Annotated in this window: 13 protein-coding genes and 1 pseudogene; 6 read left to right on the top strand and 8 right to left on the bottom strand. The window is 61.6% G+C overall.

Annotation, left to right across the window (positions count from 1 at the left end):
- Window positions 1-5: 5 nt before the first annotated feature.
- The 3 genes and pseudogenes from AB7M32_RS03700 to coaBC form a co-directional block, all read right to left on the bottom strand.
- Window positions 6-1,409 (bottom strand): annotated as a pseudogene (locus AB7M32_RS03700) (phosphomannomutase/phosphoglucomutase); the annotation flags it as partial.
- 252 nt (window positions 1,410-1,661) lie between these two features.
- Complete coding sequence (gene dut, locus AB7M32_RS03695; RefSeq protein WP_053126549.1) at window positions 1,662-2,117, bottom strand: dUTP diphosphatase; 456 nt, start codon at window positions 2,115-2,117, stop codon at window positions 1,662-1,664.
- Between the two features lie 4 nt (window positions 2,118-2,121).
- On the bottom strand, window positions 2,122-3,330 hold the full coding sequence (gene coaBC, locus AB7M32_RS03690; RefSeq protein ID WP_003206865.1) for a bifunctional phosphopantothenoylcysteine decarboxylase/phosphopantothenate--cysteine ligase CoaBC: 1,209 nt from the start codon (window positions 3,328-3,330) through the stop codon (window positions 2,122-2,124).
- Between the two features lie 144 nt (window positions 3,331-3,474).
- On the opposite strand from coaBC, the gene radC reads away from it, so the two are divergent.
- Entirely contained in the window at window positions 3,475-4,149 is a 675-nt protein-coding gene (gene radC / locus AB7M32_RS03685; RefSeq protein ID WP_454249108.1) for a RadC family protein, read from the top strand.
- A gap of 135 nt (window positions 4,150-4,284) precedes the next feature.
- Here the strand turns inward: radC and AB7M32_RS03680 are convergent, their stop codons facing one another.
- The gene (locus AB7M32_RS03680; protein ID WP_454249107.1) at window positions 4,285-5,871 is read right to left on the bottom strand and encodes an ABC transporter substrate-binding protein; all 1,587 of its coding nucleotides are present in this window, start codon (window positions 5,869-5,871) and stop codon (window positions 4,285-4,287) included.
- 437 nt (window positions 5,872-6,308) lie between these two features.
- On the opposite strand from AB7M32_RS03680, the gene rpmB reads away from it, so the two are divergent.
- On the top strand, window positions 6,309-6,542 hold the full coding sequence (gene rpmB, locus AB7M32_RS03675; protein WP_003177273.1) for a 50S ribosomal protein L28: 234 nt from the start codon (window positions 6,309-6,311) through the stop codon (window positions 6,540-6,542).
- Between the two features lie 11 nt (window positions 6,543-6,553).
- Entirely contained in the window at window positions 6,554-6,709 is a 156-nt protein-coding gene (gene rpmG, locus AB7M32_RS03670; protein WP_003177274.1) for a 50S ribosomal protein L33, read from the top strand.
- Between the two features lie 75 nt (window positions 6,710-6,784).
- Here rpmG and AB7M32_RS03665 read toward each other — a convergent pair whose 3' ends face one another.
- Window positions 6,785-7,030: an I78 family peptidase inhibitor gene (locus AB7M32_RS03665; RefSeq protein WP_454249106.1), complete on the bottom strand. Its 246-nt coding sequence runs from the start codon at window positions 7,028-7,030 to the stop codon at window positions 6,785-6,787.
- 156 nt (window positions 7,031-7,186) lie between these two features.
- Window positions 7,187-7,558 (bottom strand): cupin domain-containing protein, encoded by a 372-nt coding sequence (locus AB7M32_RS03660; RefSeq protein ID WP_454249105.1) that lies wholly within the window; start codon window positions 7,556-7,558, stop codon window positions 7,187-7,189.
- Between the two features lie 233 nt (window positions 7,559-7,791).
- Between AB7M32_RS03660 and AB7M32_RS03655 the strand changes: the two genes are divergently transcribed.
- A complete protein-coding gene (locus AB7M32_RS03655) occupies window positions 7,792-9,285 on the top strand; it encodes an aldehyde dehydrogenase (protein WP_072406074.1) in 1,494 nt (497 codons plus the stop codon).
- A gap of 459 nt (window positions 9,286-9,744) precedes the next feature.
- Complete coding sequence (locus AB7M32_RS03650; protein WP_072406072.1) at window positions 9,745-10,887, top strand: MFS transporter; 1,143 nt, start codon at window positions 9,745-9,747, stop codon at window positions 10,885-10,887.
- A gap of 37 nt (window positions 10,888-10,924) precedes the next feature.
- Here AB7M32_RS03650 and AB7M32_RS03645 read toward each other — a convergent pair whose 3' ends face one another.
- Together AB7M32_RS03645 and AB7M32_RS03640 are read right to left on the bottom strand one after the other, a co-directional pair.
- Complete coding sequence (locus AB7M32_RS03645) at window positions 10,925-12,490, bottom strand: phospholipase D family protein (protein WP_454249104.1); 1,566 nt, start codon at window positions 12,488-12,490, stop codon at window positions 10,925-10,927.
- A 61-nt stretch (window positions 12,491-12,551) separates the two neighbouring features.
- Window positions 12,552-13,985 carry an aminotransferase-like domain-containing protein gene (locus AB7M32_RS03640; protein WP_072406068.1) on the bottom strand — a complete coding sequence of 478 codons (1,434 nt, stop codon included), beginning with the start codon at window positions 13,983-13,985 and terminating at the stop codon, window positions 12,552-12,554.
- A 179-nt stretch (window positions 13,986-14,164) separates the two neighbouring features.
- Between AB7M32_RS03640 and AB7M32_RS03635 the strand changes: the two genes are divergently transcribed.
- Window positions 14,165-14,410 (top strand): DUF1127 domain-containing protein, encoded by a 246-nt coding sequence (locus tag AB7M32_RS03635; protein WP_053126531.1) that lies wholly within the window; start codon window positions 14,165-14,167, stop codon window positions 14,408-14,410.
- The last annotated feature ends 56 nt before the right edge of the window (window positions 14,411-14,466 follow it).

Below are 14,466 nucleotides of genomic sequence, written 5' to 3'. Positions count from 1 at the left end.
AAAAATCAAAACGGTAGTTGGAGATCAGGTGCAACACGTTTGAGTTGGGTGTGGAACACGTCCTTGATGCGCTGCAGTTCGGCCTCGTTGTCGGCCTCGAAACGCAGCACCAGCACCGGCGTGGTATTGGACGCGCGGACCAGGCCCCAGCCTTGTGGGTAGTCGACCCGTACACCGTCGATGGTGGTCAGTTCGGCGCCTTCGCCCCACTGGGCGTCGTGCAGTGCATCAATGATGCTGAATTTGCTCTCTTCGGTCACATGGATATTGATTTCCGGCGTAGAAATATCGTTCGGGAAGGTTGCGAACAGTTCTTCGGCCGTGGATTTTTCCTTGCTGAGGATCTCCAGCAGGCGCGCGGCGCTGTAGATACCGTCGTCGAAACCGAACCAGCGCTCCTTGAAGAAGATGTGGCCACTCATTTCACCGGCCAGCAGGGCGCCGCTCTGTTTCATTTTCTTCTTGATCAACGAATGACCGGTTTTCCACATCAGCGGGCGACCGCCATATTCCTTGATCAGCGGGACCAGGCGACGGGTGCACTTAACGTCGAAGATGATTTCGGCATTCGGATTGCGCGCCACCACGTCACGAGCGAACAGCATCAACAGGCGGTCCGGGAATACCACGCTGCCGGTATTGGTTACCACGCCCACGCGGTCGCCGTCGCCGTCGAAGGCCAGGCCCAGGTCGGCGTTGGTTTCCTTTACCTTGGCGATCAGGTCTTGCAGGTTTTCCAGTTTGCCCGGGTCCGGGTGGTGGTTGGGGAAGTTGCCGTCCACGTCGCAGAACAGTGAGATGACTTCGCAGTTCAGGGCTTCGATCAGTTGCGGAGCGATCACGCCGGCCGCGCCGTTGCCGCAGTCGACCACCACTTTCAGGCGTCGGGCGAGCTTCACGTCCTTGACGATCTCGTCGTTGTAGCGCTCGAGGATGTCAACCTTGGTCACGCTGCCCTGGCCGCTGCTCAGGTCGTTGGTCTTGAGGCGGGTGTGCAGGGCCTGGATCTGCTCGTTGGCGAGGGTGTCGCCAGCGATGACGATCTTGAAGCCGTTGTAGTTCGACGGGTTGTGGCTGCCGGTGAGCATGACCCCGGACTTGCCGGCCAGCACGTTGGCGGCGTAGTACAGCGCGGGCGTTGGCACCAGGCCCACGTCACTGACGTGGCAGCCGCTGTCGGCAACGCCTTTGATCAATTGTTCGACCAGCTCGGGGCCCGACAAGCGGCCGTCGCGACCGACGCACACGTTCGGTTCACCCTGGGCCAGGCTTTGGGAGCCAATGGCGCGACCGATCCAGTAGGCGGTTTCGGCGGTGAGGGTTTCCGGTACCACACCACGGATGTCGTAGGCGCGGAAGATGCTATCAGGGAAGATCGGGGCGATTGCGGCTGGGGTGTTCATGGGCGGGGCGCTCTATCAGGAAAGTGACTGGACAGGCCGACACTGGGCGTCGGCAGGCTCAAGCTGAAGGGTATGACGGCGTTTTTGACAGAGAGTTCGTGGTGGGAAATTGCCATGAGACAGCGTTACCCCGGTCTTCCTCGCCTAATACATTGATTCCGGATGGGAAACCTAGCAGAAAGCCATTGCGCATTTTTTGTCCTGAAACAGAAGCTTAATAAACGGGCCGGGCAGGACGCCCGGCCTGGAACCCCACGGTCAATGGCTACCGGAATGCCCGAAACCACCGGCGCCGCGCTGGCTCTCGTCGAATTCCTCGACCAGTTCGAAGTGGGCCTGGACCACCGGCACCAGTACCAACTGAGCGATGCGCTCGCCCACGGCAATGTTGAAAGCCGTTTGGCCGCGGTTCCAGCACGACACCATCAATTCGCCCTGGTAGTCGGAATCGATCAGGCCCACCAGGTTGCCCAGCACGATGCCGTGCTTGTGGCCCAAGCCCGAGCGCGGCAGGATCAGCGCGGCCAGTCCCGGGTCGCCGATATACACCGACAGACCGGTAGGAATCAGCAGGGTCTGGCCTGGTTCCAGAATCGTGTCCTGCTTGAGCATCGCCCGCAGGTCGAGGCCGGCGGAGCCCGGTGTGGCGTATTGCGGCAGCGGGAATTCGCTACCGATGCGTGGGTCGAGGATCTTGGCTTGTAGGGCGTGCATGACATTAAACCTGGTTCAGACGTTCGGCGATAAAAGTGATCAGCTGACGGGCAATCTTGCTCTTGCTGGTCTGGGCGAAAAGCGTGGCGTGCAACTGGCGGTCGATCACGCTGCAGGCGTTTTCTTCGCTGTTGAAGCCGATGCTCGGATTGGCGACGTCGTTGGCGACGATCAAGTCCAGATTCTTGTCCTTGAGTTTGCGCGCGGCGTAATCGAGCAGGTGTTCGGTCTCGGCGGCGAAGCCGACACTGAACGGACGGTCGGGGCGGGTGGCGATGCTGGCCAGGATGTCGGGGTTGCGCACCATTTGCAGTAGCAGGCCGTCACCGCTTGTAGGGTCTTTCTTCAATTTTTGCGGGGCAACGACTTCGGGGCGGTAGTCCGCTACCGCCGCCGAGGCGATGAATAGGTCGCAGGGGATGGCGGCTTCGCAGGCCGCGAGCATGTCCCGGGCGCTAACCACGTCGATGCGGGTGACCCGATCCGGGGTCGGCAGGTGCACGGGGCCGGTGATCAGCGTCACCCGGGCGCCAGCCTCCACTGCCGCTTCGGCCAGGGCGAAACCCATTTTCCCGGAGCTGTGGTTGGTGATGTAGCGCACCGGGTCGATGTTTTCCTGGGTCGGCCCGGCGGTGATCAGCACGTGCTTGCCTGTCAGGGCCTGACGCTGGAAGCAGTCGGCGGCGCACTGGGCCAAGTCCGTGGCTTCGAGCATGCGCCCCATGCCGACATCGCCGCAGGCCTGGCTGCCGGAGGCTGGGCCGAAGACTTTCAGGGCGCGGCTTTCCAGCAATTGCAGGTTGGCCTGGGTGGCCGGGTCGCGCCACATGGCCTGGTTCATGGCGGGTGCGACGGCGACCACGGCGTCGGTGGCGAGCACCAGGGTGGTCAACAGGTCGTCGGCAATGCCTTGGGCCAGGCGGGCGATCAGGTCAGCCGTGGCCGGGGCGATCAGCACCAGGTCGGCCCACTTGGCCAGTTCGATATGGCCCATGGCGGCTTCGGCCGCCGGGTCGAGCAAGTCCAGGTGGACCGGGTGTCCGGACAGGGCTTGCATGGTCAGCGGGGTAATGAACTCGCTGCCGCCACGGGTCATGACGACCCGTACTTCCGCGCCCTGGTCGATGAGTCGGCGAACCAGCTCGGCGCTCTTGTAGGCGGCAATGCCGCCGCCGACGCCCAGAACGATGCGTTTCCGATACAGCCGCTGCATAGGCCTGCCTTTCGATTTCAGTGGTCAGTGCAAGGCGAACCCCTTGGCAGCAGTTGCCAGGGTGCAAATCGCCTGCAAAAAAGATGGGCTACGATATCACAGCGACCGCTACGGAACAGCGGCGCCCACAATCAGGGAGATGCCATGAGTATTCGCGATTGGCCTGCGGCCGAGCGGCCGCGGGAGAGGTTACTGGCGCTGGGGGCGGGGAGTCTTTCGGACGCCGAGCTGCTGGCGATTTTTTTACGCACCGGCGTGTCCGGCAAAAGCGCGGTGGATCTGGCGCGACAACTGTTGATTCAATTTGGCAGCCTGCGCGCGCTGCTTGAAGCGGATCAGATCACATTCAGTAATCACGTGGGGCTCGGGCCGGCGAAGTTCGCCCAACTGCAGGCGGCTCAGGAAATGAGTCGGCGGCATTTGGCTGAGCGGGCGCGGGAAAAGACCATGCTGGAAAGCCCGTTCGCGGTTCGTGAATACCTGAAGTCGATGTTGCGTCATGAACCCCACGAGGTGTTCGGTTGCCTGTTTCTCAACTCCAAGCATCAGGTACTGACCTTCGAGGCGCTGTTCCGCGGTTCTATCGACAGCGCCAGTGTCCATCCCCGGCAGGTGGTCAAGCGCGCGCTGGCCCACAACGCCGCTGCGTTGATCCTGTGCCACAACCATCCCTCCGGCAACACCGAGCCCAGCCAGGCCGACCGGGTGCTCACCGAGCGGCTCCAGGAGGCCCTGGAGCTGATCGACGTGCGGGTGCTCGACCATTTCATTGTTGGCGATGGGGAGCCGCTGTCGATGGCGGAGTATGGGTGGATGTAGGCGCGATCTGACGATACGAGGCCTTTTGTGGGAGCGAGCTTGCTCGCGATAGCGGTTGGTCAGTCAACATCGATGTTATCTGACTCGCCGCCATCGCGAGCAAGCTCGCTCCCACAGGGTTTGCTGTGGCCGGGGTTACTTGAGGCTGACCTTGGAGTAATCCTGCCGCCCAAACGGACTCACCGCATAACCCTGCACATCCTTGCGGGTCAGTGCGAAGGCGGTGGGGTGCGCCAGGGGTAGCCACAGCGCCTGCTGCTGGATCTGGGCCTGCGCCTGCTCGTAGAGCTTGGCACGCACGCCTTGTTCGCTGGTGGTTTTGCCGGCGCTGATCAGTTTGTCCAGGTCCGGGTTGCAGTAGCGGGCGAAGTTGGTGCCGGACTTGAGCGCCGCGCAGGAAAACTGCGGTGTGAGGAAGTTGTCCGGGTCGCCGTTGTCGCCGGCCCAGCCCATGAACAGCAGGTCATGTTCGCCGGCCTTGGCGCGGCGGATCAGTTCGCCCCATTCGATCACGCGGATTTCCGCCTGGATGCCGATCTGCGCCAGGTCGGATTGCAGTAGCTGTGCGCCAACGCTGGGGTTGGGGTTGAGCAGGCTGCCGGAAGGGCGGGTCCAGATGGTGGTCTGGAAGCCTTCCTTCAAGCCGGCCTTGGCCAGCAGATCGCGGGCCTTCGCCGGGTCGTGGGCGTAGCCGGGCAGGCTTTTGGCGTAGCTCCAGGTGTTGGGCGGGTAGGGGCCGTTGGCGGCTTCGGCGGTGCCTTCGAAGACGGTCTTGAGGTAGCTGGCTTTGTCGAAGGCCAGATTGATGGCTTGTCGCACCTCTGGCTTGTCCAGTGGTGGATGCTGGCTGTTGATCGCCACGAACGCGGTCATGAAGGCCTCGGTCTGGGCCACGCTCAAGGTCGATTCCTGGCGGGCGGCCTGCACGTCCAGCGGCTTGGGCGACAGGGCGATCTGGCATTCGTTGCGGCGCAGTTTCTGCAGGCGCACATTGGCATCCGGCGTGATGGCGAAGACCAGCGGGTCCACTTTGGGCTTGCCACCGAAATAGGCGTCGTTGGCCTTGTAGCGGATCGAGGCGTCCTTCTGGAACCGGCTGAAGATGAACGGGCCGGTGCCGATCGGCTGGTTGTTGAGTTTTTCCGGCGTGCCGGCCTGCATCAGTTGATCGGCGTATTCGGCCGAATAGATGGAGGCAAAGCCCATGCTCAACGTTGCCAGGAAGGTCGAGTCGGCGTGATCGAGGGTGAAACGCACGGTCAGCGGGTCCAGGGCGTCGATTTTCTTGATCAGCGCCGGCAACTGCATGGACTGGGCGTGGGGAAAGCCGCTTTGCGCAACCTTGTGCCATGGGTTCGCCGGGTCGAGCATGCGCTCGAAGCTGAACTTCACGTCCTCGGCGGTCAGGTCGCGGCGCGGCGTGAAGTAATCGGTGTGATGGAATTTGATCTGTGGCCGCAGCTTGAACACGTAGGTCAGGCCATCGGTAGAGACTTCCCAGCGCTCGGCCAGGCTGGGGACCACTTTGCCGCTGGCGGTATCGAAATCCACCAAGCGGTTCATCAGCACGTCGGCGGAGGCGTTGGTGGTGGTCAGGGAGTTGTACTGGACGACATCGAACCCTTCCGGGCTGGCTTCGGTACAGACGCTCAGGGCGGCGGCCCAGGCCGGCGGGGTGATCAGCAGAGGGGCGAGCAACAACGGTAGGGCAGCGAGGCGCATGGTCGGTTTCCTGTGCAAGTCGAAGGCCCATCTGCGAGTGCAGTCTGGAAAAGGCCTACCCTAGTGGGCTCGCTGCCAAATGACTATCCCCTTTTTGCATTTTCCGGCACTCTGCGGCGACGGTATGGGTGGCCGAAACCTGGCGCACGTGAAAAAAACCTGTATGCAGCGACGAGCGGTCAGGGGCCGTGCCAGCCTCTGCCCCAGCCGTCCGGGGCGGTGAGCCGAGGTTTCTCCAGAAAGACAAATCACATCGACTGTTGTTGCTCTGTGGTCTTTCTGGTATAAAGCAGCGCTCTTTTCTAGGGGCCCGGTTCCTTCACTGTAGGTGTAGCCGGTAAGACCCTTAAAGAAACGCGGCGCCTGGCGCCAAATGACTGAGAGATTAAGCGGCCAACCCATGCCGGGTTGGGCATGTGGTTTTAGAGGGCTGAGGCATGTCGAGAGTCTGTCAAGTTACCGGTAAGGGTCCGGTGACTGGGAATAACATTTCCCACGCAAACAACAAAACCCGTCGTCGTTTCCTGCCGAACCTGCAGCATCACCGCTTCTGGGTTGAAGAAGAGAAACGTTTTGTGCGTCTGCGCGTATCTGCCAAGGGCATGCGTATCATCGACAAGCGTGGCATCAGTGTCGTGCTGGCCGAACTTCGTCGCGATGGCAAGGTTTAAGGGAGCTAATCATGCGTGAATTGATTCGTTTGATCTCGAGCGCCGGTACTGGTCACTTCTACACTACCGACAAGAACAAGCGTACTACCCCGGACAAAATCGAGATCAAGAAATATGATCCGGTTGTTCGCAAGCACGTGATCTACAAGGAAGGCAAAATCAAGTAATTGATTTTTCCCTCTTACGAAAAAGGCCCGTATCGCGAGATACGGGCCTTTTTTGTTGCGTTTGGGGTTTGTGGATCAACCGCATTTAATGCCGACGATAATCCCGTCGGCATCAGTTACAAGATTGATGCGTCGCGGGCTCAGATCGTAGGTTATAGGGTGCCTTGGGCCTGCGGGGCGAACCTGGGCCCCGTTAGCCAGGGCGCGAACCTCTTCACGCAGCTCGGGGGTATATTTTTGGCCAATGGTGTACTGGGCGATAGCGATATCGCACTGATCGTGGGGCATCGGCACGACAACGGTGTCGTTTTGATTAGGCATTTTTAGCTTCCTTGCTGAGATTTAAAAAGTTAAGGCACTCACTGGTCGAGTTGGTCGCGCATCCAGCGCGTCCCCTGCGACGATAATTTGTGCGTGCCTGCGACAGGTTTTAATCGTCACCGCGGCCATTGACCAATGATTAAGTGTCACTGTCTTTTACGGTTTGGCTGTGGCCCCCTCAAACACCACATAGATCTTGCGGCACGGTTCCAGCACTTCCCAGGTGCCCTTGAACCCGGCCGGAATCACGAAGCGGTCGCCGGCCCGCAGGGTCTTGGCATTGCCATCGTTGTCCCGCAGCACGGAAACGCCCTGGACGATCTCGCAGTATTCATGCTCGGTGTAATTGACGGTCCATTGGCCGACCGCGCCTTCCCATACGCCCGCGTTCATTTGCCCACAGGGGCTGCTGTAGTGGTTGAACACCGTTTGCTCGGGATCGCCCTTGAACACCTTGGCCGGGTCCGGGCGATAACGTTCGGCGGTGGTATTGGTCTGGCTGAAGTCGACGATGTCCTGAATGCTCATGCGGTTGATCCCCAGTGATCGCTTGGAAGGCCTCGAGTCTATGTTTATTAAAACGAACATCGCAAGGCCGTTTGCCACTGTTGTGTCAAATATATTGAAACATGACCAGCCGCTGGTTTAGGGTGGCGGGTGCCCTATGCCGAAACAGCGTCGAAAACACGCTGGCCGGGCAGAATTCTTTTGAGCGCTGCGCATTGCGCGGCGTTCGTACTCAATAAGAGGAGGACACACGCATGACCACCCTGACTCGTACCGATTGGGAGCAACGCGCCCGCGACCTGAAGATCGAAGGCCGCGCCTTCATCAACGGTGAGTACACCGATGCGGTGTCCGGCGAAACGTTCGAATGCCTCAGCCCTGTCGATGGCCGCCTGCTGGGCAAGATCGCCAGCTGCGACGTGGCCGACGCCCAGCGTGCCGTCGAAAATGCCCGCGCCACCTTCAACTCCGGCGTCTGGTCGCGCCTGGCGCCAAGCAAGCGCAAAACCACCATGATCCGTTTCGCCGGCTTGCTCAAGCAGCATGCCGAAGAACTGGCGCTGCTTGAAACCCTGGACATGGGCAAGCCGATCAGTGATTCGCTGAACATCGACGTGCCCGGCGCGGCCCAGGCCTTGAGCTGGAGCGGTGAAGCCATCGACAAGCTCTACGACGAAGTGGCGGCCACCCCGCACGATCAACTGGGCTTGGTGACCCGCGAGCCGGTGGGTGTCGTGGGGGCAATCGTGCCCTGGAATTTCCCGTTGATGATGGCCTGCTGGAAGCTCGGCCCGGCGCTGTCCACCGGTAACTCGGTGGTGCTCAAGCCGTCGGAAAAATCCCCGCTGACCGCCATCCGTATCGCTGCGCTGGCGATCGAGGCCGGCATTCCGAAAGGCGTGCTGAACGTGTTGCCAGGCTACGGCCACACCGTCGGCAAGGCCCTGGCCCTGCATATGGACGTCGATACGCTGGTGTTCACCGGCTCCACCAAGATCGCCAAGCAACTGATGATCTATTCCGGCGAATCCAACATGAAGCGCATCTGGCTGGAAGCTGGCGGCAAGAGCCCGAACATCGTGTTCGCCGATGCCCCGGACCTGCAAGCCGCCGCCGAATCCGCTGCCAGCGCCATCGCCTTCAACCAGGGCGAAGTCTGCACCGCCGGCTCGCGGCTGTTGGTGGAGCGCTCCATCAAGGACACCTTCCTGCCGCTGGTGATCGAAGCCCTCAAGGGCTGGAAGCCGGGCAATCCCCTGGACCCGGCTACCAACGTCGGCGCCCTGGTCGATACCCAGCAGATGAACACCGTGCTGTCCTACATCGAGGCTGGCCATAGCGACGGCGCCAAACTGGTGGCCGGTGGCAAGCGCATCCTTGAGGAAACCGGCGGCACGTACGTCGAGCCGACGATTTTCGACGGTGTGAGCAACGCCATGAAAATCGCCCAGGAAGAGATCTTCGGCCCGGTGTTGTCGGTCATCGCCTTCGACACCGCCGAGCAGGCCATCGAGATCGCCAACGACACGCCGTATGGCTTGGCCGCAGCGGTATGGACCAAGGACATCTCCAAGGCTCACCTGACCGCCAAGGCCCTGCGTGCCGGCAGCGTATGGGTCAACCAGTACGACGGCGGTGACATGACCGCACCGTTCGGTGGCTTCAAGCAGTCGGGCAACGGTCGCGACAAGTCGCTGCATGCGTTCGACAAATACACCGAGCTGAAGTCGACCTGGATCAAGCTCTGACAGTGATGGCCCCCGACTCTGTCCGGGGCGTCATGCAGCGCTGATTCCCAATGTGGGAGCGAGCTTGCTCGCGATAGCGGTACGACAGTCGACGACGTTGTTGAATGTTACGCCGCCATCGCGAGCAAGCTCGCTCCCACATTGTTCGAGGATGGGCGGGAGATTGGCGGCCAACGCAAATCCCCTGTGGGAGCGAGCTTGCTCGCGATAGCGGTACGACAGTCGACGACGTTGTTGAATGTTACGCCGCCATCGCGAGCAAGCTCGCTCCCACATTGTTCGAGGATGGGCGGGAGATTGGCGGCCAACGCAAATCCCCTGTGGGAGCGAGCTTGCTCGCGAAAGCGGCATGACAGTCGACGACGTTGCTGAATGTTACGCCGCCATCGCGAGCGAGCCCGCTCCCACAGTGTTTTGGGTGATGGTTGGGATTGATAACCCCTCCACAGGAGTGTGGAAATGCGTTGGGCAACCTATTTCGCCGTGCTGGCGTCTGTCCTGAGCGTCGGCCTGGCCTTGGGCGTGAGCATGCCATTGGTGTCGCTGCGCCTGGAGGGCTGGGGGTATGGTTCGTTCGCCATTGGTGTGATGGCGGCCATGCCGGCCGTGGGGGTGTTGCTCGGGGCCAAGGTGTCGAGCCGGCTGGCGGCGCGGTTCGGCACGGCGGCGTTGATGCGCCTGTGCCTGTGGGGCGGAGCGGTGTCCATCGGGTTGCTGGCGCTGCTGCCCAGCTATCCGGTCTGGTTGCTGCTGCGCCTGATGATTGGCGTGGTCCTGACCTTGGTGTTCATTCTGGGTGAAAGCTGGATCAACCAACTGGTCATTGAAAAATGGCGTGGACGGTTGGTGGCGCTGTACGGCAGCAGCTACGCCCTGAGCCAGTTGTCCGGCCCGTTGTTGCTGGGCGCGCTGGGAACCGATCATGACTACGGGTTCTGGGTGGGCGTCGGCCTGCTGTTGGTCGCCCCCTTGCTGTTGCTGGGCCGTAGCGGTGCGCCGAGCAGCGAGGCCGGCAGCGTCACGTTCGGCGATTTATGGACGTTTTGCCGTGGCTTGCCGGCGATTGCCTGGGCGGTCTCGTTGTTCGCTGCGTTCGAGGCGATGATCCTTACGTTGTTGCCGGTGTATTGCCTGCGCCAGGGTTTCACGGCCGACATTGCACTGGCGATGGTCAGTACCGTGGTGGTTGGTGATGCCTTGCTGCAGTTGCCCATCGGCGCCCTGGCTGATCGTGTGTCCCGCCGGGCCCTGTTGACGGGGTGCGCGGTGGCGTTGATGTTATCGAGCCTGGCGGTTCCGCTGTTGATCGATACCCTGTTGATCTGGCCGTTGTGGGTGCTGTTCGGCGCCAGCGCGGGCGGTTTGTTCACGTTGTCGCTGATCCTGATCGGCGAGCGTTACCGCGACGATGCGCTGGTGCGGGCCAATGCCCATGTCGCGCAGCTGTGGGGGCTCGGTTGCCTGATTGGCCCACTGGTGGCGGGGGCGGGCAGCCAATGGGTCAGCGGACATGCGCTGCCGTTGTTCATGGCGGCCGGGGCGTTCGGGCTGGTGATCCTGCTGTTGCGCCAAGGGGCGTTCGGGGCAACCCAAACGGCCTGAGAACACCCAAATCTCTTGTCACAAAAGCGGGCTGCCTCTAAAGCATCTGTTCCAGTCCGATGGTCGTGGCGAACCAGGCATTGAACCGGCGCCACCAACTGCCTGGTTCGCGGTCCAGGTCGTGGGTCTGGCCGTTGTCTTCGGTGGTCCATACAAGCGTTCCATCTTCCAGCCTGGCCTGATAACTCAAGGCCGGTGCCATGCCTTGCAAGGCCAGTTCACGCACCTGGCCGGCGAGCTCCGCGCTGTCCACCAGCACGCCGACTTCGGTGTTCCACAGCACTGAGCGCGGGTCGAAATTGAACGAGCCGATGAAGGATTTCTGCCGGTCGAAGATGATCGCCTTGCTGTGCAGGCTGGAATCCGATTCGCCGTAGGATTTGCTGTAGAACAGGTGCGGGCTGCCGCCGGTATCGCCCGGCTGTCGTCGCAGTTCGAACAGGCGCACGCCATGTTGCAGCAGGGCCTTGCGGTACGGTGCATAGCCGCCGTGCACGGCGGGCACGTCGGTCGCTTCCAGGGAGTTGGTCAGCAGGCTCACCGACACGCCGGCGTCGGCGCGACTGGTCAAGTACACCAAGCCTGGCTGGCCGGGGACGAAGTAGGCGGAAATCATGATCAGTTCTTTGCTGACGCCCGTCAGCTCGGGAGCCAGTTGGGTAGTCAGCAATAGCTGAGGGTCCGGTTCGTCCTTGGCCAGCACTTTGCTGGGCGCGTCCCACAGCGCCTGGTTCCAGGCCCAGATCAACTGGTCTCGCCAGGTGTCCAGGCGCGGTTGGGTCTTGTAGGCGGTCAACTGCTGGTAGAGCGCGTGGTTTTCCTTGTGGGTCTGCTCCAGGGACTCTTGCAGGCGCAGGCGGCTGTTGGCCAGGTCCTTGGGCGTGGGGCGATGGGACAGGAACTGTTCGATGGGTTTGCTCAGGGCGCTGTTCCAGTACTGGTCGAAGCTGTGGCCCAATTGTTCGGCCACCGGACCGACACTGAGCAGGTCGATATCGGTGAAGTTCAGGTTGGGTTCGGCGTCGAAGTACTCATCGCCCAGGTTGCGACCGCCGACGATGGCCATGCTGTTGTCCGCCAGCCACAGCTTGTTGTGCATCCGGCGGTGTTGCAACGACAGGTTGAACAGGCGTCCGAGGCTGCGAGTCACGCCGGTGGCGCGTCCCAGGTGCAGCGGATTGAACAGGCGGATCTGGATTTGCGGATGGGCGGCGAGGGTGGCGATGATCTGATCCTGGCCATCGCTGGTGGTGTCGTCCAGCAGGATCCGCACGCGCACGCCCCGGTCGGCGGCCTTGAGCAGTTCATCCACCAGCATCCGCGTGCTGATGCCGTCATGCACGATGTAGTACTGCAAATCCAGGCTGCCTTGGGCATGGCGAATCAGCTCGGCCCGGGCGGTAAAGGCCTCGGTGCTGTCCGACAGCAGCCGAAAGCCCGAGCGTCCTTCATGGGCGGCGGCCTGGGCCTGGACCGAGCGGCCGAACGAGGATTCGGTGGCCGGCAGGGCCTGGGAGGGCTCGCGGGTGATATCAAGACCGGCGCAGCCGCTCAGCAGCGAGGCGACGAGCAGTAGCGCAGGCAGGATCGGTCTGGATCTCACGTAGGATCGTTCCGCTTGTTCACGTTGATCGGCTGTTGGGTGCTGCTTCCCTGGATAAAGTTCAGACGACGTCGCGCTGGGTTTCGTTCAACAGCGCGATAGCGGCGGCTCCGACCTTGCGCACGGCCTCTTCGATCTGGGCCGTTGGCTTGGCAGCGTAGTTCATCCGCAGGCAGTTGCGGTACTTGCCCGATGCCGAAAAAATACTGCCGACGGCGACCTGCACGCCCTGGTCCAACAGCGCCCGATTGAGTTTCAGCGTGTCGAAGCCGTCGGGCAATTCGATCCACAGCATGAAACTGCCCCGTGGGCGACTGGCACGGGTGCCCGTTGGAAAATAGCGGCTGACCCAGTCGATCATCACGTCGCGATTGCGCTGGTATTGCGTACGCATCCGCCGCAAATGGGGTTCGAAATGCCCGCCCTTGAGAAATTCGGCTATGGCGATCTGCGGCTGTGGCGCGGTAGAACCGGTGCTGATGTATTTCATGTGCAGCACCCGCTCCAGATACCGGCCTGGCGCGACCCAGCCGATGCGCAGGCCAGGCGCCAGGGTCTTGGAAAACGAACTGCAGAGCAGGACGCGGCCGTCTTCATCGAAGGACTTGATGGTGCGTGGGCGGGGGTATGTGTAGGCCAATTCCCCATACACATCATCTTCGATGATTGCCACGTCGAAGCGCTGTGCCAGGTTCAGCAGCGCACGTTTATTGGCGTCGGGCATGATGTAGCCCAGCGGGTTGTTGCAGCTGGGGGTCAACTGTATGGCCTTGATGGGCCATTGCTCCAGGGCCAGCTCCAGTGCATCCAGGCTGATGCCGGTGAGCGGGTCGGTGGGGATTTCCAAGGCCTTCATGCCCAGGCCCTTGAGGGTTTGCATGGCCCCGTGAAAGCTGGGTGAATCCACTGCGACGATATCGCCTTGTTCGCAGGTGGCGCGGATGCTGACCGACAGGGCTTCATGACAGCCAGTGGTGACGATCAGGTCGTTGGGGCCCAGTTGGCAACCGGAGTCCAACGACAGTCGGGCGATCTGTTCACGCAGCGCGAGGTTGCCGTAGATGTTGTCGTAATACAGGCCGGGCATGTCTTGCCGGCGGCTGATCTGCGCCAGGCTGCGCAGCAGCGGTTTCATGGTCGGCGAGTTGATGTCCGGCATGCCGCGTCCCAGTTGCACCACATCCGGACGCGGTACGGCGCGTATCAGCTCCAGCACCTGGTCCCACTGGGAAATATCCACGGGGCGCTGGGCCGGACGGCCTACGACCGGCAGGTCCGGCAATTCGCGACCCACGGGTACGAAGTAACCGGACTTGGGTCTCGGCATCGCCAGCCCACTGTCCTCCAGCACGCGATAGGCCTGCTGCACCGTACTCAAGCTGACCCCATGTTCCGTGCTCAATGCCCGCACAGATGGCAGCCGGTCGCCGGGGCGGTAGAAGCCCTGTTCGATGCGGGTGCCGAGCAGTTCGGCGAGGTTCACGTAGAGGGTCATGGTGCGCTCCCGATGAGATGAACAACTGCAACCGATACAGTTGGATTGAAAAATGACGATTCAGTGGCGGAAATACCGAATCTGTATGCTTATAAAAGAAACGGGTTGAATCTGTATTGCTTTTGGCCGTCCGCGCATCATGAAACCTCTGGCTACCCAAGTAAACAGGAGCGATCAAAATGAACGGCTTGAGCGATGTGCGGCTGACGTTACACAGTCAGGAACTGGCGGCAGGGCAGGAGAAGGGGCTGCGCAGCGCGACATTGCGCAATGCGCCGTCCGGCCTGAGCCGCTGGGCCCTGTTCTGGCATCGTCTGCATACACGCAAGGCCTTGTTGGAACTTACACCCGAACAGTTGCGTGACGTCGGGCTGAGTCGGGAGCAGGCGCGGGAGGAGGGACTCAAACCGTTCTGGCGGCTTTGAAGCAATAGGAACCCGGTGGCGAGGGAGCTTGCTCCCGCTGGGCTGCGTAGCAGACC

This window comes from Pseudomonas sp. R151218B TE3479, assembly GCF_053629195.1.
Note: the sequence above shows the minus strand (reverse complement) of the source record. Positions and strands in the feature narration are given on the sequence as shown.

Coding starts and splice junctions, on each gene's coding strand:
- AB7M32_RS03660 (WP_454249105.1), bottom strand. CDS start 7,558: ATGAGCATTCAGGACATCGTCGACTTCAGCCAGACCAATACCACCGCC.
- AB7M32_RS03640 (WP_072406068.1), bottom strand. CDS start 13,985: ATGACCCTCTACGTGAACCTCGCCGAACTGCTCGGCACCCGCATCGAA.
- AB7M32_RS03650 (WP_072406072.1), top strand. CDS start 9,745: ATGCGTTGGGCAACCTATTTCGCCGTGCTGGCGTCTGTCCTGAGCGTC.
- radC (WP_454249108.1), top strand. CDS start 3,475: ATGAGTATTCGCGATTGGCCTGCGGCCGAGCGGCCGCGGGAGAGGTTA.
- AB7M32_RS03680 (WP_454249107.1), bottom strand. CDS start 5,871: ATGCGCCTCGCTGCCCTACCGTTGTTGCTCGCCCCTCTGCTGATCACC.
- AB7M32_RS03665 (WP_454249106.1), bottom strand. CDS start 7,030: ATGCCTAATCAAAACGACACCGTTGTCGTGCCGATGCCCCACGATCAG.
- AB7M32_RS03655 (WP_072406074.1), top strand. CDS start 7,792: ATGACCACCCTGACTCGTACCGATTGGGAGCAACGCGCCCGCGACCTG.
- AB7M32_RS03635 (WP_053126531.1), top strand. CDS start 14,165: ATGAACGGCTTGAGCGATGTGCGGCTGACGTTACACAGTCAGGAACTG.
- dut (WP_053126549.1), bottom strand. CDS start 2,117: ATGCACGCCCTACAAGCCAAGATCCTCGACCCACGCATCGGTAGCGAA.
- rpmG (WP_003177274.1), top strand. CDS start 6,554: ATGCGTGAATTGATTCGTTTGATCTCGAGCGCCGGTACTGGTCACTTC.
- coaBC (WP_003206865.1), bottom strand. CDS start 3,330: ATGCAGCGGCTGTATCGGAAACGCATCGTTCTGGGCGTCGGCGGCGGC.
- rpmB (WP_003177273.1), top strand. CDS start 6,309: ATGTCGAGAGTCTGTCAAGTTACCGGTAAGGGTCCGGTGACTGGGAAT.